This window comes from Sporosarcina sp. Y1009, assembly GCF_057669865.1.
Genome location: NZ_JBYHFO010000001.1, coordinates 239,343 through 262,614, shown reverse-complemented (window position 1 = coordinate 262,614; position 23,272 = coordinate 239,343). Strand labels below are relative to the sequence as shown.

Annotated in this window: 30 protein-coding genes; 19 read left to right on the top strand and 11 right to left on the bottom strand. The window is 38.0% G+C overall.

The features are described 5' to 3' along the window. Nucleotides 1-49: 49 nt before the first annotated feature. Nucleotides 50-250, bottom strand: a complete 201-nt coding sequence (locus AC25Y1_RS01360; protein ID WP_488146136.1) for a small, acid-soluble spore protein tlp — start codon at nucleotides 248-250, stop codon at nucleotides 50-52. 285 nt (nucleotides 251-535) lie between these two features. On the opposite strand from AC25Y1_RS01360, the gene AC25Y1_RS01355 reads away from it, so the two are divergent. Then, nucleotides 536-955 (top strand): GyrI-like domain-containing protein, encoded by a 420-nt coding sequence (locus tag AC25Y1_RS01355; RefSeq protein WP_488146135.1) that lies wholly within the window; start codon nucleotides 536-538, stop codon nucleotides 953-955. Nucleotides 956-1,025: 70 nt separating this feature from the next. Here AC25Y1_RS01355 and AC25Y1_RS01350 read toward each other — a convergent pair whose 3' ends face one another. The 3 genes from AC25Y1_RS01350 to AC25Y1_RS01340 all read right to left on the bottom strand — a co-directional run bounded on the left by AC25Y1_RS01350 (nucleotide 1,026) and on the right by AC25Y1_RS01340 (nucleotide 3,686). Beyond that, entirely contained in the window at nucleotides 1,026-1,445 is a 420-nt protein-coding gene (locus AC25Y1_RS01350) for an OsmC family protein (RefSeq protein WP_488146134.1), read from the bottom strand. Nucleotides 1,446-1,461: 16 nt separating this feature from the next. Beyond that, nucleotides 1,462-3,000, bottom strand: coding sequence for an AbgT family transporter (locus AC25Y1_RS01345; protein ID WP_488146133.1), 1,539 nt, complete (start codon nucleotides 2,998-3,000; stop codon nucleotides 1,462-1,464). A 104-nt stretch (nucleotides 3,001-3,104) separates the two neighbouring features. Then, nucleotides 3,105-3,686: a protein-L-isoaspartate(D-aspartate) O-methyltransferase gene (locus tag AC25Y1_RS01340; RefSeq protein ID WP_488146132.1), complete on the bottom strand. Its 582-nt coding sequence runs from the start codon at nucleotides 3,684-3,686 to the stop codon at nucleotides 3,105-3,107. Nucleotides 3,687-3,786: 100 nt separating this feature from the next. Between AC25Y1_RS01340 and AC25Y1_RS01335 the strand changes: the two genes are divergently transcribed. Together AC25Y1_RS01335 and AC25Y1_RS01330 are read left to right on the top strand one after the other, a co-directional pair. Continuing rightward, entirely contained in the window at nucleotides 3,787-4,173 is a 387-nt protein-coding gene (locus tag AC25Y1_RS01335) for a UPF0158 family protein (protein ID WP_488146131.1), read from the top strand. A gap of 102 nt (nucleotides 4,174-4,275) precedes the next feature. After that, entirely contained in the window at nucleotides 4,276-4,710 is a 435-nt protein-coding gene (locus AC25Y1_RS01330) for a YugN family protein (RefSeq protein WP_488146130.1), read from the top strand. Between the two features lie 67 nt (nucleotides 4,711-4,777). Here AC25Y1_RS01330 and AC25Y1_RS01325 read toward each other — a convergent pair whose 3' ends face one another. Both AC25Y1_RS01325 and AC25Y1_RS01320 read right to left on the bottom strand, forming a co-directional pair. Further along, a complete protein-coding gene (locus AC25Y1_RS01325; RefSeq protein WP_488146129.1) occupies nucleotides 4,778-5,584 on the bottom strand; it encodes a cytochrome c oxidase assembly protein in 807 nt (268 codons plus the stop codon). Then, complete coding sequence (locus AC25Y1_RS01320; protein WP_488146128.1) at nucleotides 5,577-6,083, bottom strand: DUF2243 domain-containing protein; 507 nt, start codon at nucleotides 6,081-6,083, stop codon at nucleotides 5,577-5,579. Before AC25Y1_RS01320 ends, AC25Y1_RS01325 begins: the two co-directional genes overlap by 8 nt. 441 nt (nucleotides 6,084-6,524) lie before the next feature. Between AC25Y1_RS01320 and AC25Y1_RS01315 the strand changes: the two genes are divergently transcribed. Then, nucleotides 6,525-7,913 carry an IS1096 element passenger TnpR family protein gene (locus AC25Y1_RS01315; protein ID WP_488146127.1) on the top strand — a complete coding sequence of 463 codons (1,389 nt, stop codon included), beginning with the start codon at nucleotides 6,525-6,527 and terminating at the stop codon, nucleotides 7,911-7,913. Between the two features lie 23 nt (nucleotides 7,914-7,936). Then, on the top strand, nucleotides 7,937-8,275 hold the full coding sequence (locus AC25Y1_RS01310; protein WP_488146126.1) for a hypothetical protein: 339 nt from the start codon (nucleotides 7,937-7,939) through the stop codon (nucleotides 8,273-8,275). 83 nt (nucleotides 8,276-8,358) lie between these two features. On the opposite strand, the gene AC25Y1_RS01305 is transcribed toward AC25Y1_RS01310, so the two are convergent. Then, nucleotides 8,359-8,922 (bottom strand): recombinase family protein, encoded by a 564-nt coding sequence (locus AC25Y1_RS01305; RefSeq protein ID WP_488146125.1) that lies wholly within the window; start codon nucleotides 8,920-8,922, stop codon nucleotides 8,359-8,361. 117 nt (nucleotides 8,923-9,039) lie between these two features. Between AC25Y1_RS01305 and AC25Y1_RS01300 the strand changes: the two genes are divergently transcribed. The 4 genes from AC25Y1_RS01300 (at nucleotide 9,040) to AC25Y1_RS01285 (ending at nucleotide 13,444) form a co-directional block, all read left to right on the top strand. Beyond that, complete coding sequence (locus tag AC25Y1_RS01300; RefSeq protein WP_488146124.1) at nucleotides 9,040-10,449, top strand: SulP family inorganic anion transporter; 1,410 nt, start codon at nucleotides 9,040-9,042, stop codon at nucleotides 10,447-10,449. Between the two features lie 11 nt (nucleotides 10,450-10,460). Continuing rightward, the gene (locus AC25Y1_RS01295) at nucleotides 10,461-10,874 is read left to right on the top strand and encodes a universal stress protein (protein ID WP_488146123.1); all 414 of its coding nucleotides are present in this window, start codon (nucleotides 10,461-10,463) and stop codon (nucleotides 10,872-10,874) included. Between the two features lie 126 nt (nucleotides 10,875-11,000). After that, entirely contained in the window at nucleotides 11,001-12,533 is a 1,533-nt protein-coding gene (locus AC25Y1_RS01290) for a DEAD/DEAH box helicase (protein ID WP_488146122.1), read from the top strand. A gap of 128 nt (nucleotides 12,534-12,661) precedes the next feature. After that, the gene (locus AC25Y1_RS01285) at nucleotides 12,662-13,444 is read left to right on the top strand and encodes a YqhG family protein (protein ID WP_488146121.1); all 783 of its coding nucleotides are present in this window, start codon (nucleotides 12,662-12,664) and stop codon (nucleotides 13,442-13,444) included. A 127-nt stretch (nucleotides 13,445-13,571) separates the two neighbouring features. Here the strand turns inward: AC25Y1_RS01285 and AC25Y1_RS01280 are convergent, their stop codons facing one another. Continuing rightward, a complete protein-coding gene (locus tag AC25Y1_RS01280) occupies nucleotides 13,572-14,075 on the bottom strand; it encodes a methylated-DNA--[protein]-cysteine S-methyltransferase (protein ID WP_488146120.1) in 504 nt (167 codons plus the stop codon). 184 nt (nucleotides 14,076-14,259) lie between these two features. Here AC25Y1_RS01280 and AC25Y1_RS01275 point away from each other — a divergent pair, with 184 nt between their 5' ends. Both AC25Y1_RS01275 and AC25Y1_RS01270 read left to right on the top strand, forming a co-directional pair. Then, nucleotides 14,260-14,958, top strand: a complete 699-nt coding sequence (locus tag AC25Y1_RS01275) for a VCBS repeat-containing protein (RefSeq protein WP_488146119.1) — start codon at nucleotides 14,260-14,262, stop codon at nucleotides 14,956-14,958. Nucleotides 14,959-15,141: 183 nt separating this feature from the next. Next, on the top strand, nucleotides 15,142-15,393 hold the full coding sequence (locus AC25Y1_RS01270) for a hypothetical protein (RefSeq protein WP_488146118.1): 252 nt from the start codon (nucleotides 15,142-15,144) through the stop codon (nucleotides 15,391-15,393). Between the two features lie 55 nt (nucleotides 15,394-15,448). Here AC25Y1_RS01270 and AC25Y1_RS01265 read toward each other — a convergent pair whose 3' ends face one another. Continuing rightward, the gene (locus AC25Y1_RS01265) at nucleotides 15,449-15,760 is read right to left on the bottom strand and encodes an alpha/beta-type small acid-soluble spore protein (RefSeq protein ID WP_488146117.1); all 312 of its coding nucleotides are present in this window, start codon (nucleotides 15,758-15,760) and stop codon (nucleotides 15,449-15,451) included. A 124-nt stretch (nucleotides 15,761-15,884) separates the two neighbouring features. Between AC25Y1_RS01265 and AC25Y1_RS01260 the strand changes: the two genes are divergently transcribed. The 4 genes from AC25Y1_RS01260 to AC25Y1_RS01245 all read left to right on the top strand — a co-directional run bounded on the left by AC25Y1_RS01260 (nucleotide 15,885) and on the right by AC25Y1_RS01245 (nucleotide 19,154). Then, nucleotides 15,885-17,357 (top strand): protein adenylyltransferase SelO, encoded by a 1,473-nt coding sequence (locus AC25Y1_RS01260; RefSeq protein ID WP_488146116.1) that lies wholly within the window; start codon nucleotides 15,885-15,887, stop codon nucleotides 17,355-17,357. Between the two features lie 121 nt (nucleotides 17,358-17,478). Then, entirely contained in the window at nucleotides 17,479-17,682 is a 204-nt protein-coding gene (locus tag AC25Y1_RS01255) for a general stress protein (RefSeq protein ID WP_488146115.1), read from the top strand. Between the two features lie 23 nt (nucleotides 17,683-17,705). Further along, the gene (locus AC25Y1_RS01250) at nucleotides 17,706-18,107 is read left to right on the top strand and encodes a YsnF/AvaK domain-containing protein (RefSeq protein ID WP_488146114.1); all 402 of its coding nucleotides are present in this window, start codon (nucleotides 17,706-17,708) and stop codon (nucleotides 18,105-18,107) included. A 177-nt stretch (nucleotides 18,108-18,284) separates the two neighbouring features. After that, nucleotides 18,285-19,154, top strand: a complete 870-nt coding sequence (locus AC25Y1_RS01245) for a hypothetical protein (RefSeq protein ID WP_488146113.1) — start codon at nucleotides 18,285-18,287, stop codon at nucleotides 19,152-19,154. Between the two features lie 104 nt (nucleotides 19,155-19,258). Here AC25Y1_RS01245 and AC25Y1_RS01240 read toward each other — a convergent pair whose 3' ends face one another. Further along, on the bottom strand, nucleotides 19,259-19,477 hold the full coding sequence (locus AC25Y1_RS01240; protein ID WP_488146112.1) for a hypothetical protein: 219 nt from the start codon (nucleotides 19,475-19,477) through the stop codon (nucleotides 19,259-19,261). A 167-nt stretch (nucleotides 19,478-19,644) separates the two neighbouring features. After that, nucleotides 19,645-20,082: an SRPBCC family protein gene (locus AC25Y1_RS01235; RefSeq protein ID WP_488146111.1), complete on the bottom strand. Its 438-nt coding sequence runs from the start codon at nucleotides 20,080-20,082 to the stop codon at nucleotides 19,645-19,647. Between the two features lie 181 nt (nucleotides 20,083-20,263). Between AC25Y1_RS01235 and AC25Y1_RS01230 the strand changes: the two genes are divergently transcribed. The 4 genes from AC25Y1_RS01230 (at nucleotide 20,264) to AC25Y1_RS01215 (ending at nucleotide 23,159) form a co-directional block, all read left to right on the top strand. Next, nucleotides 20,264-20,914, top strand: a complete 651-nt coding sequence (locus AC25Y1_RS01230) for a hypothetical protein (protein ID WP_488146110.1) — start codon at nucleotides 20,264-20,266, stop codon at nucleotides 20,912-20,914. Nucleotides 20,915-20,946: 32 nt separating this feature from the next. Continuing rightward, on the top strand, nucleotides 20,947-21,531 hold the full coding sequence (locus AC25Y1_RS01225; RefSeq protein WP_488146109.1) for a hypothetical protein: 585 nt from the start codon (nucleotides 20,947-20,949) through the stop codon (nucleotides 21,529-21,531). Nucleotides 21,532-21,709: 178 nt separating this feature from the next. Beyond that, a complete protein-coding gene (locus AC25Y1_RS01220) occupies nucleotides 21,710-22,141 on the top strand; it encodes a MarR family winged helix-turn-helix transcriptional regulator (protein ID WP_488146108.1) in 432 nt (143 codons plus the stop codon). Nucleotides 22,142-22,172: 31 nt separating this feature from the next. Next, on the top strand, nucleotides 22,173-23,159 hold the full coding sequence (locus AC25Y1_RS01215) for a ring-cleaving dioxygenase (RefSeq protein WP_488146107.1): 987 nt from the start codon (nucleotides 22,173-22,175) through the stop codon (nucleotides 23,157-23,159). Nucleotides 23,160-23,272 lie beyond the last annotated feature (113 nt).

Genomic DNA, 23,272 nt, shown 5'->3' with positions numbered 1-23,272 from the left:
AATATAAAAAATCTTGCTAACAGTCATTTGGCTGTTAGCAAGATTTTTCTTATGACTTCTTTTGGTTTTCCTCGTTTTGCGAACCCGTAATACTATTTTCCCGTCTGGCATTTTTCTCTTTGATGGATGCGAGCTCTTTTCCTTCAGCGAATTTCATTGCCTCTTCTGCAGCTTCCATATTACGTATGGTCTTTTCTACTCTTTCTTCATAATCAGCAGGATCATTAGGTCTGGGATTATTTTTAGGCATTTTTTACCTCCTATATTTATAAATATCTATTCGATATATTGTCCCCAACTTGATGGAAATTATTTCAGGAAAATCGGTCAAAACTTAATTTGATAACAATTTTAATGGAAAGCAAAGCGCAAATCAAAAATAACAATTGAAACATATGTTCTTGCGTGTTATGATGAAGTCGATAGTCTGAACATTTTGATTCGTGGAACAACTATGCTTTTTGTGTTTTTAACTCGTGTTAGAAGAATTAAACAATTTTTGTTCTATAAAGCTAGAAGCGAAAGGGAGTATAATATGGAAACACGAATTGAAGAAATTGAAGAAATGATTGTCAAAGGATATGGGGTAAGAGGACCCGTTTCCTTAATTCCGAACAAATGGGAGATCTTAGGTGCAGAAATTACTAAGAAAGGTGTCTTAGTTGAAGAATCGTTTGGCGTTTGCTTATCCATGGAGGGAGAAGTGATTCACTATATCGCTGGCATTAAATCAGATCTTGCTGAAGGTTTCCCTAATACTGAAAAGGTCAAGATACCTGCAGGAAAGTTCATTGTTGCTAAAGTAGAGGGTGGTATTTCGGGAATTCCGGCTACTTATGATGCAATCATAAAAATGGAAGACATCCAATTGCGTCAGTGCTATGATTTTGAACGATATTCGCATCCTGAAGGAACAGCTGACCTTAATATTGAAATTTGGATGCCGATAGAATAAATAATTTAACAATAAAAAAGCTTGCTCACAATAATTGAATCGTAGCAAGCTTTTTTGTAACTAGAAGAATCTAGTTTATAGATTCTTCATCATTCAAGATCAATTTAAAATTAACATCTGCTTTTAATGAATCCGATACCGAACAATATTTTTCTTTACCTAACCTGATGGCTCGCCAAACTTTCTTGCTGCTAATATCACCATCAATCACAAATGTTACGTCCATAGCAGTAAAGCCTTTTGGCGCTTCCTCTTTTCGAGTTCCGTCGGTGATAATCTCGATTTTTGTCACTTTTTCCAAATGAGGTCTTAATATCATTGTTACATCGATGCCGATGCATCCTGCCAAAGCACCCAGAAGCATTTCAGTAGGGGTTGCGCCTTTCCCTAAACCTCCATAAGCTTCTGTCGCATCCATATTAATATCATATCCAGAATCTCCAACGGCAGTAAATGCACGTCCGCCGGTCCATGTAGTAACTACTTTCATATCAATCAACCCTCTCTTAATAAGTTAAACTTGTTCCAGGCCCAACCGGAATACCCAGTAGGTACCAAATTACAAAAAAGATTGTCCACCCAATTAATATAATAATCGAATAAGGTAACATCAATGATATGACTGTTCCAACACCATTTTGCTTACCGTAGCGTTGTGCAAAAGCAACTACTAACGGAAAGAATGGCATAAGTGGGGAGATAATATTTGTCGAGGAATCTCCCACCCGATAAGCAACTTGCGTAACTTCCGGAGAAATCCCCATTTGCATAAACATCGGAACGAACACCGGCGCCATAATCGCCCATTTCGCAGAATCCGCAGCAATGAATAAGTTAATAATCGTGGTAATGAAAATCAAGGACACAAGTAACGGTGCACCTTTTAAATTAATCGATTGTAAAAACTCAGCCCCATTGACGGCAATAATCGTACCTAAATTTGTATAATTAAATAAAGCAACAAACTGTGCTGCAAAGAAAATCAAGACAATAAACCCTGACATCGTTTCTAATGAAGATGACATTAATCGTGCAATATCTTTATCGTTTTTAATTGATTTTGTCACAAATCCATATACGATACCAGGCACTAGAAAGATGAGCATCATGATGAAAATAATACTACTCATAAATGGTGATTGGATTAGTCCACCGTCTTCTCCTCGTAATACACCGTTTTCTGGAAGTACAAGTAACGAAATTGCAATGATTGTGAAGACGATGGAAAGATTAGCCCATAAAAGTCCTTTTTTCTCAACACTCGTGACCACATGTTGATGGTCAGTCATATTATCAGGCTTGTATTTCCCTAATTTCGGCTCAATTAGCTTGTCCGTCACAAGTGTCCCAATAATAACGATTAGGAACGTCGAAGCGAACATGAAAAACCAATTATCTGTCGGATTTACTATGTACCCAGCATCCAAAATGTTGGCGGCCTCTGTCGTAATCCCGCTTAACAAGGGATCGTTTGTCCCTAGGAAAAGGTTTGCTGAATATCCTCCTGCTACACCGGCAAATGCAGCTGACAATCCAGCGAGTGGGTGACGCTTAAATCCTAAGAAGATGATGGCACCGAGTGGAACCAGGACAACATAACCGACTGAAGCGGCGACGTTGGACAGGACACCCATAAGGACAACAATTGGCGTTACAAATTTCTTAGGTGCTTTTGTTACGGTATTCGTCATTAACGCACTAATATAGCCACTTTTTTCAGCTACACCAACTCCCAGCATAGCAACTAAAACCGGACCAAGCGCCACAAATGATGTGAAGTTTGTCACGACATTTGAAAACATATAAGCAATGCCTTCAGGGACAAGTAAACTAACTGCTTTTACAGTCAGTGTTTCGATCTTACCTGTATCATTGTTGACACCTTCGAAGCTGACGCCAATGCCCATTAAATAGAGTACATGAGAGAACCCTATAACAAGTAATGTGAAAATAATGAAGATCGTAACAGGATCTGGAAGTTTATTTCCCTTGTCCTCAATGAAATTCAATAGCCGAATTGATTTCGTATTTTTATTTTGTGACATAATATTACTCCCTCTAAAAGAATTTCATAAACAAGCATACCCCTTGTTGGAAGCTTGAACCAGAAAAAAATTTGGCGTGATATTTCAGAAATGTTTGTGTGCAATTATTCATATTTCCCTTTTAATGGAACGAACCTCACTTTGTTCAATACTTCGGTCGTAACATGACCCTCTGCATTCTTTTCAATTCGTAATAGGTCCTGTAAGAAGGGTGTACCCACGGGAATAATCATCTTTCCGCAGTTTGCTAATTGGTCAATAAGTTCGGCTGGTATCTGGGCGGCAGCGGCTGTTACCATAATGCGATCATAAGGACCGTGCTCTGCCCACCCGGTACTGCCATCATCGAGTTTAAAATGGATATTTACAAGACCGGCTCCCTTTAGTCTTTCTTTCGCTCGTTTATACAAAAATTCAATGCGTTCAATTGTATAGACCGAGTCCGAAAAGGTGGCAAGCATTGCAGTTTGAAAGCCAGATCCCGTTCCGATTTCCAATACTTTTGAATATGGGAGTAAATCGATGGCCAATGTCATTTCGAGGACGAGGGAAGGTTGTGAAATGGTTTGGTTGTGGCCAATTGGAACAGCTTCGTCTAAATAGGCAAATTCCTTATGTGTATCCATAAAAAAACTACGATCTAAGTTTTCGAAATATGAAATGATTTTCTGGTTTTGATTTGTCATTGTCGAGTCTCCTTTGTATGATGGGTGTAGTAAAATCATTTTATAAATATTCGTATCTGAACAAAAAAGGGCTATACTATAGTTAAAGAAGGTGAGAATTATGGAACTTATTGATGACCTTGTTGTGATTTTCTTGGAGTCGGATTATGAAGTGACGTATAAGCTGAATACGACAACAAAGAAAATCCTTGTAGATACTTCAAAACCGCTAGTTAAAGGACCTGAAAGTAATGGAGAAGATGATGCAACGGTCAGAATCCCTCAAATTACAAAGTCCGAAGCCTATGATCTAATGGTTAAGTTTGCTGAAATGCAAGATTCAAATATTGCCGTTCAGCTGTTGGATGTATTAACTGGAAGAAAGCCTTTCCACTCATTTCAGGATAAACTAGGCGAACACGGAATTGGTGATAAATGGTATGACTATGAAAATAATTATGCAAAAGAGAAAATGTTAGCTTGGCTAGAAGAAATTCAGTTATCCTGAACAATAGGTGTTGAAAAGGGAAGTCGTAAAAAATCGACTTCCCTTATTCAATTGTATGTTTCCTTCCTCTTTTGTGAATGCTCAAAAGAAGGAGGAGATATTATGTTAAAATTGCAAACAGAACTTGATGGGAAAACCGCTATTTTTGGCGATGTGAGAAATTGTATTCGTGAACTTGGTTTTCATATAGGCGGAAACTGGGATTATCATAAAGGATTTTTTGATTATGTTTTATGCCGAGAAGGCGGAGAAACAATCTATGTTCGAATTCCTTTTAACGCAACGGACGGAGAACTCGATCAACACGACACATTAATTAAATTTGGTACTTCTTTCGTGATCAAGCATGTTGTCAATATCGGTTTGGATAGTGATGACAGTTCATTATTAGATGCAACCGGTTTTAGTCAATTCCAATCTCCTGTGGATACGGACGGAAATATTAGTAATAAAAATAGATGGATGCATGCCGGTGAAGTCGCTATACAAGACCTTTTGGATTGCTTATATGCAAAGCAACTCCTGAAATCCAGTTAAATAATTGAGGTTTGAAATGACAACAATCAGCCTAACTTTCTAAGGCTGATTGTTTTTTCAATGTCACTTAGTTTACTTCTCCCATACTGCCAACAAAGCGTTTGCGCGGTCGAACTGATTGATACCAGTGCCTAAATAGGATGACAATCAGCACTAGATCGACTGCATCGCCTCCATAATACATCAGCATCGCACCAGTTCTTGCCTCTTCAACTGGAACGCCTTCCGGTGGATATGCATAGAGAAACTTTGATAGAATGCCATGTCCTGCAAGCGCTAGAATGAAAATCGTCGTTCTATAAGGAAAACTGAATCGGTGGAAAACAGGGTCGATATAAATTAAAGAAATGGTGAATAGATAACCTGCAATGAATACATGAATGTGTATGATGATATGTAGGAACAGATTACCATGCATCGCTGTATATAAATTACTTGTATAGAGGAGCCACAACCCGCCAATATTCAAAATGGAAGCGGTAATTGGGTTGCTAAAGAAACGAATTGGTGGGCTTTTCAATAGTCGGCTAAGTTTTCTTGCAGTATGAACATTGAGCGTGCGAAGCATTAATGTCACAGGAGCTGAAAGTGCGATCAGAAGCGGCGCGAGCATACCAAGCAGTAAATGGCCTACCATGTGAGCTGTGAAATCAGCATAGGATTGGCGTGCAAGCGGACCAACCAATGCAGACGTGGCTAGAACCACACCTAAAACAAAGAAAATCATACGTTCCATGGGCCATTTACGAAGACGCTTTTGTCGGTTTGTTACGACAACAGCCCCCACATAAAAAACAATCACGAGAAGTGCTGGAACGCCAAAAAGAATATCAGTAAAGACAAAAGAAGCTCGATTACCTAACGCATCATGCATGAGAAAACGCCCCTTTTCCTTCACGTTGATCACGTTTCGCGCTCATAATCAGGAATATTCCAATCACAATCATGATGGCTGCAGAAATATTCCAGACCAAGTCATAAGGTAAAATATTTACATCGTATCGAATTTGGTGGATGCGTAATACTTTGTGTTGAATGGTCCCGTCATAAAGTTGAAAAGCACCAGCGCCAAGTAATTTTCCTCCCCACCACATCTTATGCCACAGTGCATTGTGTCTACGTAAGTCTGCCAATAAGAAGAGGCCTCCAACCGTCGCAAACCAGCTAAAAGCGTGGAATAATCCATCCGAAACAAGCCCCATGGCGACAGTCGATTTGTCGTAAAACTTATGCCAATGAAGCAATTGGTGGAAAAGTGTTTCATCAAGAAAAGCGACGAAACCTAATCCGAACAAGATGCCAGACCAAAGATTTCGACGTGCAAATTTTACTTTGTTCTTTGATTGTAGTTGTTTATTTTGTAAGTCCTTCATATTCTTACCTCCACCAGCTATAGAAAGTACTTTCAAAAGTATAGCCGTAATAGGATGAAGATAAACGGGAGATGGATTGAAATCCTACCGGGGTACGGTGTCTCAATTAGACCTTTCAATGATGATTTAACGAAAGGTCTTTTCCTTTGGAAATTTATTTTGGGTACCTGTGCAAGGAACTATTCGGTTAATTTACTGCAATTGCATAAAGTGAAACAGGGAATCCTACTATATATCACTTTGTCGATATCTATTTGAATTTTTATCCAAAGTTATGAATTGTCATAATTCAACCACGCACAGGTACCTATTCATGAGTGTAGAGGAGAGACCTTTCGAAGCTTAATTTTCGAAAGGTCTTTTTCCCGCTTTAGATTATGCGTTAGGGTATAAGAAAAATTAAAAATGGCGTATGATAATAAGAAAAAGCGAGGGTGAACTATGAAAGCATATATTCTTAAACTATCATTTGAATACATTACGCCGACCATATGGAGACGCATTATTTTACCGACAGACGCTACATTTCATCGATTACACCAAATGATTCAATCCGTTACAAATTTCCAAAGTACGTTGTCGCCATACCATTCTTTTAGCGTGGAAATAGATGATTATTTTATTACGGATAATGAAATGATCAGAGAGGAATACAAGGGGAGAAAATATGCCGGTAAAACGGTCAAGGCGCCAACAGGCATTAAAATCAATTCATATCTAGAAAAACATGGTGAGTTTATATATACCTATGATTTCGGGGACGATTGGCGGATTCTGGTGGAACTAGAAGAAGTCGTGGAAGATTATCATTTTGGATTTCCAACATTACTTGATGGCGAGGGAACAGCACCACCCGAGGATGTCGGGGGACCGCCTGGTTATGAATCATTTTTAGAAATCTATAATGACCCGAAACATCCGGATTATTTACATACTTATTCCTGGGCGGAGGGGCAGTATTACAGACCGTTAGATATCGCGCATATAAATGAGAGTTTGAAGTACGTTAAATACAAAAAAACAGAATGGCAATTGATCGATCATGATAATTACTATGTGATTTCAGATAAATACCGCGGTGAAATATCAGTTGATTTAGAGGGAATTCCCAATAAGGAGCTTATCGTCCAGTATGCAAAAGCATGTGTTAATTTATATGGGATGATTAACTATCCGAAACTTGTGGAGATTTACAATGCGCAAAATGAACCATCTATAACAATCAGTGAGGTAGAAGCATTATTAACAGATTCCCATTATGCAAAATTACTCGATGAAGTAGGTATGTTTATTCAAAACAGAATAATATGCCATGAAATCTTTGCACATTTCAGCGGTTATTCTGCTTTATTAGAAAAAACAAAGGGAAAGCCGCATTATATACCAGAAAAAGATGAGTTATTATGCTATGCGGACGGTCTTTACTATGAAAAGACAAGCCATCAAGACAAACTTGCAAAGATGCTGACAAAAGATTTTTTCGGTGGCAGTACACTTATGGTTCAGGAAGAAATTGATGAATTGGTACTAGAATTCCTAGCAGATGATGCAAACTTCCAAAAAATCATACAGAAGTTTTTCAGTCGTTTTGAGTGCAAAGATGAGAAGCAAATGAATGAGTATGTGCAAGTATTATTAATGATTTCCAACACGACACGTATTTGGGAAAATAGAGGCCATACACCAAGTGAACTAGGACAATTGGAAAGACTTCACTTGCAGCCATTACCGGCTATTCCGTTTCAGGTGATTGAAGGCGGGAAGGTTGGTCGAAACGAACCGTGTCCGTGTGGAAGCGGGAAGAAACACAAGAAATGTTGTGGAAAATAGGTGCGTGACGGGGAGGACATTATTTGAATAGAGTATTAGTAGGTTTGGTTTTAATAATGATAATGACTTTTTTATTCCAATATCAAGCGTCTATTATTAGCACCGAGGAAGCCATAATAAATGCAGAAAAACACTTTGAAAATCCTCCGGAGGAATGGAAAAAGTCATTATCCTTTGGTGATTTAAATGAAATCACTCCTGAAATTATTAGTGTGAATCTCAATCAAAAGCAAGGTTTTTGGAACGAATTAACAAATAAAAAGCAATGGGAAGTCCAACTTGAATATAATGGAACTTCGCCAACATTTGTTATAGACGCATATACGGGAATATTTATCGATATATATGGACCTTTGAATTAAAATTGAAATTATTTGACTTTCAATTGCTATGAGTGCGTTCAATTCACGTAAAATTCAACTATGAACGTCCACTCGGCGTGCTTTTATTTTTCCACATCCGACAGCAACGTAGAACGACTATCTAAATAACGATATAAAGTCGATTTACTAATTCCCGTAGCTTCTTTAATATCAAATAATGTATAGTCCTTACTCTCATACATCGCGAAGGCACGCTGTAAATTTTCATCTGACTTTCGCGGGCGACCAATTGATTTGCCCTGTTGTTTGGCAGCTTGCAAGGTGAATGTCGAAGAATGACTTAAGAATGTTGACTGTAGCTTGGCGAAAAATGTGATTCCTTGAAGTAGAGAAGCTTCATGAATCGTTTGATTGGTGAGTTGTTCATCAATAAAATGAATCAATATATCATCTCGTTCTGCCAATCGTAAAATATCTAGTAGTTGTTGAAGTGAATCGGCTAATGTTTCGATATTTTGGACGAATAACTCGTCTCCCTGTTGTACAGTCATCAATAAATTTTCAAGCGCTGTCCTTTTCTTCGCAAGACCATGTGTTTCTTTATAGAATGATTCAATGGATAGATCATTTAATTGATGGATGGATTGTTGGTCTGCTACGATTGGGCGGATGTATCCGTATTTCATTTTTTTCTCCTATCTTCCCAAAACTATTAACTTTTGGGACGAAAAATGATATGCTATAAATATTCTACCATTGGTACAAGCTTTATTGAAGCTTTGCGATTATGAAAGGGGAAAGACATGCATACTTTAAAACAACAATGGTTTGGGAATGTGCGTGCCGATATTTTAGCAGGAATCGTTGTTGGACTCGCACTCATTCCTGAAGCATTGGCTTTTGCGTTCATTGTGGGTGTAGATCCACGAGTCGCGTTATATGCTTCATTTACAATTGCAGTCATTACATCGTTTGTCGGCGGACGTCCCGGGCTAATTTCTGCGGCAACAGGTGCAATGGCGTTAGTGCTCGTCAGCTTAATGGCGAATCATGGTTTACAATACGTACTTGCCGCAACTGTTTTAACAGGAATTATACAATTTATACTTGGGCTGTTTGGTGTCGCAAATTTAATGCGCTTTATTCCAAACTCGGTCATGTTAGGTTTTGTAAATGCGCTTGGGATTATGATTTTTATCACGCAAATGCCTTATTTAATTGGCGGCGGCGTTATGACATATGTCTTTGCAGGTATTACGCTAATATTGGTGTATTTGATTCCGCGATTTTTTACCGCGATTCCTGCACCGCTTATTGCGATTGTCGTTATGACGGGCATTGCGCTTATGAGTGGCGTGAAGTTACAGTCGATTGGTGATCTTGGAACGATGCCAAACTCATTACCTATCTTTTTCTTACCAGATATTCCGCTTAACTTAGAAACGTTGAAAATTATTTTACCGTACGCATTAGCGCTTTCGGTTGTCGGTTTATTAGAATCATTACTTTCATCACAGGTGCTTGATGATATGACGAATACGCCAAGTAATAAAAATACAGAAGCACGCGGGCAAGGGATTGCTAACTTCATCACTGGTTTTTTTGGTGGTATGGCAGGTTGTGCATTGCTTGGACAATCCGTTATCAATATTAAATCAGGCGGACGTGGGCGTTTATCGACATTGATAGCAGGCGTATTTCTCATGTTTTTAATAATTGTGTTGGGCGATGTCGTCATCAAAATACCGATGCCCGTTCTTGTTGGTGTTATGATTATGGTCAGTGCGACAACGTTTAATTGGGGCTCATTTAAGTTTTTGAAACAGGCACCCAAGTCGGAGTCGCTCGTTATGCTTACCACAGTTGTGATCATTTTATATACACATAATTTGGCAATCGGTGTTGTCGTTGGGGTTATTCTAAGTGCTCTTCTTTTTGTTGCAAAAGTATCACGTGTGACAGTCACGCAGGATAAAGGGGAGTACAAAGTAAAAGGTCCTTTATTTTTTGCATCGACGACAAAGTTTATTAAGTCATTCGATCATGTTTCAGAAAATATGATTAGCATTAATTTTGAAGATAGTCAGCTTTGGGATGAATCCGCGGTGGGGGCTGTCTTAAAAGTGAAACAGCAGCTTGAACAAAAGGGTATAACCGTGCATATCAATGGGTTGAATTCTTCAAGTGAACAATTGTACCAACAATTCACATAGGGGGGATTTGAATGAAAATTGCTGTAGCTGTTGATGGGTCCGACAACGCATTACGTGCCGCTGAGCATGCCATTATGCTGGTTCAATATTTGCCAGATGCACAATTAGAAATGATCTATGTCGCAGATTATAACAAGGCTAAAGACGAACGGCTGCTAGCTCAGAGTCCTGAAAGTTTATCTTTAAAACGGGAACAAAAATTACTGCCTATTCGCGAAATCGCGAAATCTGTTGGTGTAGAGATCGTGATTACAATGCTAAAAGGAAATCCGAGCCAAGAGATTATTAAGTATGTCAATGAACATTCGATTGATCAACTTGTTATCGGAAGTCGAGGGTTAAATACTTTTCAAGAAATGGTACTCGGAAGTGTGAGTCATAAAGTAATGAAACACGCGAGTTGTCCAGTAACCATTGTTAAATAAAAAAATAAATCAATTAAAATTCAAGGCGACTACAGAAATAATGTAGCTCGCTTTTTTGTTTTTTAACATAGGAACTTATAAATTGGACAATCTAACATAGAAATAAACGTTGAATGGGGTGATGTTTTGATCATTGAAAGATCGTCTGAGTGGAAAGAAGGCCTAACAGAACGATTGGAAAATCGTAAATCATGGGATAGTTGGAAATTATATAATATGAGTTATGAGATAGCTAAATCGAATTTGATTACAGATTTCCAAGGTCTTCAATCGCCAAAATATTTACCAACGCTCACTCCGCTAATCCATCAATTGGAAGTGGCAGAAACGGTCATCGAAAGGATGAATGGTAAAGCGATTCTCGCAGATGAAGTGGGACTAGGTAAAACCATTGAAGCCGGTTTAATCTTGAAGGAATATCTCATTCGAGGACTTGTGAAAAAAGCACTAATCTTGGCGCCGGCATCGCTAGTCAATCAATGGATTGATGAATTAAATCAAAAATTTCACATTCCGGCCTTACAGTATAAGAAAAATTACGATTTAGATTATTGCTCGGTGGTTGTCATGAGTTTGGATACGGCGAAAAGAAGTCCTCATAGGGAAAAAATCTATGAACAAGATTTTGATTTAATTATCATTGATGAAGCCCATAAATTAAAGAATCATAAAACACAAAGCTACGAGTTCGTCCGAAATTTGAAGAAAAAGTTTTGTCTGTTGCTAACGGCTACGCCCATTCAAAATAATGTGTTCGAGTTGTTTTATCTTATTTCTTTATTAAAACCTGGTCATCTCGGGAATTACGAATCGTTTCAATCTGCATTTTCCGCAAGTAAACACGCTGTGGAACATGATGAGTATTTAAAAGAATTAGTTAACCAAGTTATGGTCAGAAATCGACGAGAAGATACTGGAATTGAATGGACAAATCGTCATGTGGAGATAATCCCGCTAAATTTTACGAAAGAGGAACAAGAAGTATACGATATGATTTCAGAGTTGAAAAATGTGTCAACTGCATTTTCGGATGCCTTTTCACTCATTACTTTGCAGAGAGAAATGTGTAGTAGCAAGGAAGCGACGGCTTTAACATTAACGAATATGCTTGAAAAATGTAAGAATCCAGAAGACGTTTCTCATATAGAAGAAATTATTGGAAAATTGATGGGACTCGAAGTAAACTCGAAAGCTGAAAAAGCATTTGAGATTGTATCACGGGCAAATGGGGCTAAGGTTATTATCTTTACCGAATACCGGGCAAGTCAAACCTATTTGCAGTGGTATTTACAATCAAAAGGAATTACAAGCGTTCTTTTTAATGGTCAGTTCAGCAAAAGTAAACGCGAATGGATGAAACAATTATTTGAGCAAAAAGCGCAGGTCTTGATAGCAACAGAGTCGGGGAGTGAAGGGATTAACCTACAGTTTTGTCATCATGTTATCAATTACGATTTACCGTGGAATCCGATGAAGTTAGAGCAGCGAATCGGTCGTGTTCACAGACTAGGTCAAGAACATGACGTTCATATTTATAATTTAGCCATTCAGAATACAATTGAAGATCATATACTGGATTTGCTATATGTTAAAATTGGGGTTTTTGAGCAAGTCGTTGGCGAATTGGATGATATCCTTTCGCGTGTAAACGTGCCGTAAAGTTCATAAACGGCACGTAAGTACGGAGGAATAAAGCTCCATTCCTCTTTACCCGATTGGTTCAAATAGAGATAATGAAGGAGTAAGCTGTACTAGACACCAACGAATTACTGTAGAGGAGGGAGTAAATGTATCCGCAACAGATTCATGGCTATGTAAAAGAGCTTTTTCAAGAAAATGATTGCCAGGTTTTGAGTGATAGTGATGATTACCTTACTGTTCAATTAACGATTGATATGGATAAAAGAATTATGAATCGCCCGTTTTATTGGCACTATTTGGAGAGTACGAACGGAGTACCTTGTCCAGCGCAGATTACTTTAATTACGGATAAAAACCAGCTTAATGAAGAGGTTAAAGGGGAAGTTGTGCATTTTGGTTCTCCGCGGCTCAGTCAGTTATTTCAAACGATTAAAGAACAGGGTTCTTTTGTATTAATGTATGAAAAAGTATCCGATAAATTGGGACAGCAAACCATATTAACCCCGTGGTTAGGTGTTAATTATAAAATATCGTATTACAGTGACCAAACGAAAGAAACGTTATATTCGTTAGGGATTAACTTAATGACAGGCGATCTTATCGAAGGGTTTCAGGAAACGATAAGTGATGTGGACTTGGATAAGAAAGTGTCGGGAAACACATTCAATTTACCGTATATTATAAATCCCACTCGTGCACTCGAACGTTTGGATGCAGTCATTGAAAATAAGATACGACAAGATGATCATACATGGGCGGAAGAAGCTAAAATGAGATGGCAAAAGGATCGCAAAGTATTGGAATACTTCTATGAAGACGTAGAGGAAAGGCCGGATTGTTATGAAGTCGAGAAACAAGCAATGGACCAACAATACGAAGCAAGAATAAAAATTGACATTATTAATGGTGGATTATTTTATTTGATATGATATGAATTACCTAAAATAAGGTAGGCCTTTCGCAAATTAAAAAAACATGCGAAAGGTCTTTTTTGATACTTTGATTATTTAGTCGATGAAAACTATGAATTGCGCCAAAACCTGGTATTTTATTGTTTTATAAACTTTCCAAATCAAGCAAATGTGCTTTCATTTCCAATCCGCCACGAAAACCGGTGAGAGAACCGTTTTTCCCAATTACTCGATGACACGGAACGATGATTAGCATTGGATTTGCGCCAATTGCTGTTCCGACAGCACGCACAGCCTTTGGATTTCCGATACGTTCTGCGATTGTTGAGTAGAATACCGTTTCACCAAAGGGGATTTCAAGTAATGCTTGCCAAACGGATTGTTGAAATGGCGTTCCGTGCAAGGCGGTGGTTACAGTAAAATCCTTACGTTGGCCGTCCAAAAACGCTATCAATTCTTGTGCATAACCCTGCAGTGAATCTTCATCTTCCACTAAAATATAACTTGGTAGCCGCTTCTTTACCCATTTCTCAAGGTCTTCAAAATCCTCGTTTTGCGTTCCGACATAGCAAAGTCCCGTGTTAGTCGCTGCCAAAAACAAATCCCATTGGCCGTGCTTCAGCCGCATCCATCTAATTTTATTGTCCATTCAATTGCAGCCCCTTATCCCTTTTTTAACTAGATAACTCTCTCATATAGTATAACAGGATATGGGAATGGAAAATTGATTCGTAATATACGGGAAATCTTTTCAAGAAGCTATGCGAATGGGCATAGAGTATAACGACCACCGAATTCTGAAGTAGGAGGAATAAGTTATCAATGGAAAACCTGTGTTGTTGGACTGGAAAATAGCAGATGTCAACGGTGATGGTATTTTAGATAATGTCTATTTATATGGAGAGGTCGATGGGCCACCGGGTACCTATGCCGATAACATCACCATTGTTATTCAGGATGAGAGGTCAAGTAAAAAGACATCTGTTCCTTTGAAAAACACTGCAGGCTATAATGCACGGCTGTTTCTTGGCGATTTCAACAAAGATAATATAGCCGATATTATGGTCAGCGCTGATACAGGTGGAAGTGGCGGATATGGTATCTTTTATATCTATTCGTTTAGAAATAACGTTTTACAAGAAATGTTTGATGTTGATCAATACAATGATAAATACTCATTCCAAGTGAATTATGCAGATTTCTATAAGGTTCGTGTTGAGAGTCCGAAGTTAAATGTATTGTTTACCATTGATATTAGCAATAAAGGTTCTGATTACTTATCGCAGTTTTATAAACCAAATGGGGTATTAATAGAACCATTCCAAGGTGGGGCTTTAGCTATTGGAGCATTAAATCCGATTATTACAGATAATAATAGTTATAATTATGACATATTAGCCTTCCAGCGGATTATTGGGACGGTTAATGCTGATACATTGGGATATGTTGAAAATCTTTTAACATGGGAAGACAATCAGTTCGTATCAAAGTGGTTGTCTCTTTTAACCTCTGGTGAAAAATTGACCTCTTAATTAACGCCAGTAAAAACCTTCACCCTAAAAGTCATGAAAAATACTTTTGTAGATATTATTTTGGTCTTTGCAAACTAACGCGAAGACCTTTTTAAATTCAATTAGTTGTACATATATTGTATCCGTATACTGTCCCAATATCAGCGAATACTAAAAGAGATTCAACTAAAAGGAGTGAGGGATTTGGCGAAAAAAGATAATAAATCACATCATGACAGAGGCGTTAGGTTAAACTTGAATCGACAAGAACATTCGAATAGTTTAATCCAACGACGTGATCCACGGTTAAACCAGCAAGAAATAGCCGAACAAAATTTGGCGCAAAATCATAAAGATGGCAATGAAAACTACCGAGACGTTCAAATGAAGTTAGCAGAAGCTGCAGAGGAATTTGATATTCAGACGTATTCTTCGGAAAAAAAGAAAAAAGATTAACCGGAATAAAGGAAATGCCTGGTTGTCACGACCCGGCAGATTCCTTTATTCTTATTTATTTTTTCAACAGTTGTTCTTGAGCCAAGCGAACCATTTCTTTGACCATGTGCCCACCAATAGAACCACCAATTTTACCTGCATCTTTCGCTGTCATTTCTCCGTTATTGTATTTTGAAAACGGAATGCCGAGTTCGTCTGCAATTTCAAATTTCACTTGATCAGGATTGCTATTATTTACCTTATATCCTTTTTTCCTCATGACATCAGCCTTTATTTCAACTAATTGCTTACGTGCTTCCGGAACTAAAACTTTATTGTTTACCAATTTCACTCCTCCTTTTTCGTAGTATTTCCTGAAATCATTCATTTACACTGAGCGCGGATGATTCGATATCAAAATGGATAATGCGTATAATAAATTAAAATTCAGTGGATTATGGGATTTATTGGGTAGCCTTTAATTTTGATATATAAGGAGATGTACACGACATATGACGAACACAAAAGAAGAGATGGAAATAGGCTGGAACTTCGACAATAGTTATGCTGATTTGCCGGACATGTTTTTCACGGAAATGGACACCAATCCTGTAGAAGCTCCCGAGTTAATCATTTTTAATGATTCATTAGCCAAAACATTAGGCTTGGATGCTGGGAAATTGAAAGGTGAAGAGGGGATTGCGGTATTTTCAGGAAATAAAACCCCAGAAGGTGCTAACCCATTAGCGCAAGCTTATGCTGGCCACCAATTTGGTCATTTTACAATGCTTGGGGATGGTCGTGCCATGCTCATTGGTGAACAACAGACACCATCTGGGGAAAAATTTGATGTTCAGTTAAAAGGATCTGGACGCACCGAGTATTCCCGCGGAGGAGATGGACGGGCATCACTTGGTCCGATGCTTCGTGAATACATAATTAGCGAAGCCATGCACGCACTTGGAATTCCGACAACTAGAGGGCTTGCTGTAGTGACAACAGGCGAAGCAGTTTATCGTGAAGAAGTATTACCTGGTGCAATACTGACGCGTATCGCCAGAAGTCATTTGCGCGTGGGGACTTTTCAATACGCTGCAGGGGGTGGGACATTTGATGACCTCAAAGCTTTAGCTGATTATGCGATCGAACGCCATTATCCAGAAATCGAAAACGATGAAAATCGATACCTTTCTTTTCTACAAGCTGTGATCAAGCGACAAGCGGCACTAGTTGCAAAATGGCAACTTGTTGGGTTTATTCACGGGGTCATGAATACGGATAATATGACAATTAGCGGAGAAACAATCGATTATGGCCCTTGTGCTTTCATGGATACGTACGACCCCGCAACAGTCTTCAGTTCAATTGATAGCCAAGGTCGTTACGCCTATGGAAATCAACCATCTATTACCGGATGGAATCTCGCTCGTTTTGCTGAATCACTCATCCCGCTTCTACATGAAGACGAAGCCGAGGCACTCAAACTAGGGCAGGATGCCATATCGGAATTTCCTGAGTACTATCAGACGAATTGGTTTTCAGGTATGAGGACTAAACTAGGATTATTTAATGAAGAGAAAGAAGATGAAGCGCTGATTGATGAGTTTCTTACGCTTATGAGTAAAAATCAAACAGATTTCACCAATACATTTCGCGCACTAACTTTTAATAATCTAGAGAATAATGAAATGTTTAGCACAAAAGAATTTGCTGATTGGCATGAATTGTGGCAGGCTAGATTAAATAGACAAGAGGCAACGAAAGAAGATTCCCATCAATTAATGAAAGATAGCAATCCAGCTGTCATACCTCGTAATCATCTGGTTGAAGAAGCACTGGAAGCTGCGGTAGAAGATGGCGATTATGGTGTGATGCAAAAACTTCTAGCTGTCATATCGAAGCCTTATACACATATGGTTGAACAGGAAAAATATACAACACTACCTGACAAACCCGTTTCTTATCAAACATATTGTGGGACGTGATAGAAAATCATATAAATTAACCTTCCAAAGAAAGGTGGAAGGTTTTTTGTTTTATATTTTGTGACCTGGGTATTTACTAATTAAGCACCAAAACTACTCGAACGCTAGGAGGAATATAAACATGGCAGATAAAAGAATTGTAGGTACATTCCAATCAGAACACGAAGTATTGAATAAAATCGATGAATTGAAGGTAGAAGGCTATTCAGAGGAATATATTTACGTAGTCACAGATGATGAAGACTCGCTTTCCATTGTTCGCGGACAGACTGACGTCGACCTGAAGTCGGCAGAAGCAAACTGGTTAGATAAATTTATAGAATAGAGTTTCTTAGTGGTGAAGAACCAGTGAGGGCAGCATTTAATGATATTGGTTTAACAGAAGAAGAATCTGCTCGTTATTACAATGAAGTGAAAAACGGAAGCATCTTAGTGTATGTTGACAAAGATTACGGCAGACCGAATGATGAGACAGCTGCAGGCGAAATTTTCGACGATGGTGAAAACATTCATATCCCTGTTATGGAAGAAAAGGTAGAAGTGACAAAACGTCCCGTAGTGAATGAAGAAATTGTGGTTAGTAAACGCGAAGTACAAGATACTGAAACTGTAAATGAAACAGTACGTCGTGAAGAAGCAGCTATTGATCGCAGCGATGACTTTGTGAATCAACTCGATCGAGATAAAGAAGAAGAAGGAGAAACAGAGCGTTCACAATTTGACCCTCTAAATAATCGTAACCGACTCTAATTGTTAATTAAAAAGGAACTTCCGTACAGTATGGGAGATCCTTTTTCATGTTCAAAAATAACTAGCTACCAAGTACTTCCCCGTTATGTTAAAATGAGACTATATAGATAATTCCGCAAACTGCTTATTGGTGTTTTCTTATCAACGTGTTTTGATAAAGGAAAGGGGTAGTATTACATGAGGATTATGAGTGCTTTCTATAGGGACAATAATGGTATGGAGAAGGAAATTCATCTCGGTGAATTATCAACTCCTCTCTATAACCGTGAATATAAAGGGGAATTATATTGTCTTACTGGAGGATGTAAATCAAGAATCAGTTATAGTGGTGGGAGATATCCACATTTTAGAACATGGAGATATGATCAACACTCAGAGAACTGTCCTTATTATTATGATAGAATTCCTATTCATTTAGGGAGAAATGTGTCTGACATTGGCAGTGTCGAAATATCTTATAATAGAAGACAAAAGGCACTTCATGACGCTTATATACTTATGAATTTAACTGCTGAAGAAAGGAAAGCAATGCGAACATCAAGAAGGCGGCGGCGGCCTAGGATTCAATCAATCACTAGCCAAAAAGCTAACGTGAAAGGCGAGCAGTTGGTTTTATTCGACACTGAACTCTACAAAGATGACCTGATTTTTCGGAGAAGAAACATTTCTAAAAGGTTTGTTGATGATTTAGCAGCCTCAGATTTAGGCCAAATCCGATTGGTCATGGGGAATATTACATCCAGTCTTGAAAATCAAGATGTTGCTGAAATAACAGTAGAAAATAATGACGGCAGGATAGCGGTGGTCTTTGAAGAGTCCTTCACTGCAGATCCGTATAATCGAAGTTATTTGAACAAGTTTTGGGCGATTAATCATATCTTTGACCAGAATATAGTCCAATTCACGGGGATAGGTGATGTACGTCAAAATACCAGAAACAAAAGATTAGAACTCGTGATTCATGCAGGCACAGATTTTAAGGTGAATAACTTGGACATGTCTACTTTAGCAGCACAGTTAGCATTAGAACAGTATCGGTTGGGGTGAACATTTGACGAAACTTCATTAATAGGTCTGATGATATTCTATATAAACAATAAAAAATGCTGAATCAATGTTAATCATTTTTCTAATTCAAAATGATTAAAGGATTATTTTTTCTTACCAATGCGTGAATGTCTTTTGTCAGCCGCACTCAATACAAATAATATAGCAATACCAAAAACAATGCCCTCTATAATCATCGCAGTCCAAATACCAATAGGGAACAAAAGTGAATACAAGAATAACAATAATGGAATTGTCAGTATTAAAGTTAAGCCTATAGCAAATGCCACCTTTTCAGGTAATGCTTTTAATTTAGCTAACATTATTTTCACCCTCTTTGGTTTTTTAAATGACCTATTCATTTTTATTTTATTATATCGCCAACCCTCACTAATTACTATGCAAGTTGAAGTTATCTGTCATTTAAAGTTTGGAGGATAGCTCCCCGATTTTGAAATAAGAAGTTTTTTTTATCTAGTAGCTTATATTATTACCTCAACGAAGCGCGTAAAGTACTAATCCCGTTTTCCAAATATCCTTTTAAGCAAGTTAACATATAAACCCAGCCCTCTTTTTGGCCCATCATTTTGTTAATGAGTTGTGGGTCGTCTTCTAGTAATCCAGATTCAATGATCGTAATCAGCGTGTTCGAGGCATCTAGTGCTTCCAACGTTATCGTGACGACTGTTTTATGGTCCGCTTCGCCCCATGAAAATTCTATTTTCTCATTTTCAATAACCGTTAATACTTCAATGACACCTTCTGCATTGTACTCTTCGTATCGCCAAGTAATCGTTTTCCCTTCTGCAACTCTTTCCGTGCCAGATGAGAACCAATAATTAGCCATTTCCTCAGGATCAACAATCGCTTCAAAGACTTCTGCAGTTGTTTTTTGTATGTTAAGTTTAGTTGTTATTTTCGTATTCAAGTTTAAACATCCCTTTCCATGAAACTTATATGTTCTTACATAATAGCATAGAGGAATTATAATTAGGAATTTTAGAAGTAACTCCAAAAGACCAGACCTTTGTGTATTTCCGCAAAGGTCAGCTTAATGTTTACATTATAGTAAAGAAGTAGGAAAAAGAAATACTATTGGAGGGGTTATTATGAAAAAGCTTTTGTATATGTTAGGTGTTATAAGTCTGTTCATGTTGGCTGCATGCGGAGACATTGATGAGAAGAATGATCGTGATGTGTCATCTGCCTCAGATAAGGATGTATCCGAGACAAGTGTAGTGGATGAGGAAGAAAATGGTGGGGCTGAAACAGAAAAGCAAGAGGAAAAAGCTAAATCGATTGGGACACGTTCAAACCCATTGCCATTTGGTGATACAATTACAGTTAAAGAAAATATTTATGATGATAGCTTTAACGCATATGCTTCATCGCTAGAAATTACATTATTAGAAGTCGTCCGTGGTGAAGAGGCTTGGGCAATTATTGAAGAGGAAAATCAATTTAATGAACCAGCGCAAGATGGTTATGAATATGCACTTGTTAAGGTTAAAGGTTTCTTAAAGGATTCCGAAACGGACGATGACAGTCTGTTTTTCTCTTCGTTTAGCTTTGATTTTGTATCTGACGAAGGAGAAGTATATGAATTAAATTCTGCAGTGATTCCAACCGAATTGCAAAAAGAGCTTTTTAGCGGCGGGACAGGGGAGGGTTATATTTATAACCAAGTCAGGCTTGATGATGATTTTAAAGTTTCCTATGATTCAAGTGAAGGATCACCCGTCTTTTTCTTTGTGAAATAGATCTAGTTCTAACAAATCAGGAGGTTATTTTATTGAAAAAGTTTGGTTTGGTGTTGTCTTTGTGCACGCTGGTATTGTTGGGGGCATGCGCATCAGATGATGATAAAAACACGACTGCTGGAAGTGGCGAAGAGGTAGCAGTAGATAAAGGCATTTTGAATGTTGAAGTTACATTACCCGCATCATTCTTTGAAGGAGAAGATATTGATGAAGCCATTGCTAATGCAAAAGAAGATGGTGTTTCAGAAGTTACAAAAAACAGCGATGGCTCATTAACATATAAGATGCCGAAATCTAAGCATAAAGAAATGATGGCGGATATGGCTGATAATTTGAATGGGTATATTGATGAATTGAAAACAGATGAAGAATTCCAATCCATTCAAGATGTAAAGCACAATAAATCGTTTTCTAATTTCACCCTCGTTGTTGATCAAGAAGTGTTTGAGAATAGTTTCGATGGTTTCGCAGCATTTGGCTTAGCTATGTCTGGTATGTATTATCAAGCTTTTGATGGTACAGCCACAGATAAGATTCAAGTAACAATCGACTATGAAAATCAATCAACAGGTGAAGTTTTCGATAGCACAATTTTCCCAGATGATTTAGAAGAATAATGAGTAGAATCCCTCTAATACTTTTTTAGTGGGATTCTTTTAAATTGATTTACCATTCTATGATTGATTTAGCTTGGTCGTAGTTAAGAACAGGCTAGTTGACAGAGCAAATCAAATTATGTTATATTTATCTTGAATTAAAGATACTTGAATTCCAACTAAAATAGGAGTGAGAGGAATGGAACTAGCTAATGATTTAAAAGCTGTTACTGTCATACTTCGCGCCGCTCAAGCAATTCAAGAAGTCATTCGTAAAGATGTAGCAACCCATGGACTTAATACAACGGAATTCTCAGTTTTGGAGTTGTTGTATCATAAAGGCGATCAGCCAACACAAATGATTGGAACAAAGGTTTTAATTTCAAGCGGCAGCATCACATACGTAGTGGACAAGCTCGTTACTAAAGAGTATGTCATTCGTAAAGCCTGCGCTGAAGACCGACGTGTCACTTATGCTGGGCTCACAGAAAAAGGAATAGAACTAATGGATTGCATTTTTCCAAAGCATGCAGAAATAATGAAAAGCATTTTTGATCAGTTAGAAGATGATGAGATTGTTGAAACGATGGAATTATTAAAACGTATCGGCTATCGAGCAAAAAGTTTATAAAATTATACAAATATCCGAGGAGGAATATAAAATGAACCATTTAAAAGGAATTCACCATGTCACAGCAATTACAAGTAGCGCGGAAAAAAACTATGAGTTTTTCACCTATGTCCTGGGCATGCGTTTAGTGAAGAAAACGGTTAACCAAGATGATATTCAAACTTATCACTTATTCTTTGCTGACGACAAGGGAAGTGCTGGGACAGATATGACGTTCTTCGATTTCCCAAAAATCCCAAAAGGTGTCCATGGAACCAATGAAATTTCAAAAACATCATTCCGTGTCCCGACAGATGCTGCGCTTGAATATTGGGTAAAACGTTTTGATCGTTTGGAAGTAAAGCATACAGGTATTAGTGAACAGTTTGGCAAAAAGACCTTATCATTTGTTGATTTTGATGACCAACAGTATCAACTAATTTCAGATGAGCTTAACGAAGGTGTAGAATCAGGAACGCCTTGGCAGAAAGGACCGATTCCACTCGAATTTGCGATTACGGGTCTAGGACCAATTTTTGTCCGCATCGCTGAATTTGAATATTTTAAAGAAGTACTTGAAAAAGTGATGCTCTTTAATGAAATTGCAAAAGAAGGATCTTATCATTTATTTGAAGGGGGCAAGGGTGGAAATGGTGCTCAAATAATTGTAGAGCATAATGCAGTTTTGCCAAACGCTCGACAAGGTTACGGCACTGTTCACCATGCAGCATTTCGTGTAGAGGATCGTGCTGTGCTAGATGAATGGACAAAAAGACTTGAAAGCTTTGGATTCCAAACGTCTGGCTTCGTAGACCGTTTCTTTTTTGGATCGCTTTATTCACGTGTTGCACCGCAAATCTTATTTGAATTTGCGACAGATGGTCCTGGATTTATGGGCGATGAGTCATACGAAACTGTCGGAGAAATCCTCTCTTTACCACCATTTTTAGAACCGAAACGTGAGCAAATTGAGAAGTTAGTAAGACCTATCGATACCGTAAGAAGCACGATTGATTTCGAAAAAGAGTATGAGGACTAAAAGTAATACAAATAGGCAGTCACAGCAGTCAGTTACAGCGACTCGTGTGACTGCCTTTTTTTTATGATTAATCATTCAATCATAACTTCTTAACCTTCTTTTAACCTTCATTC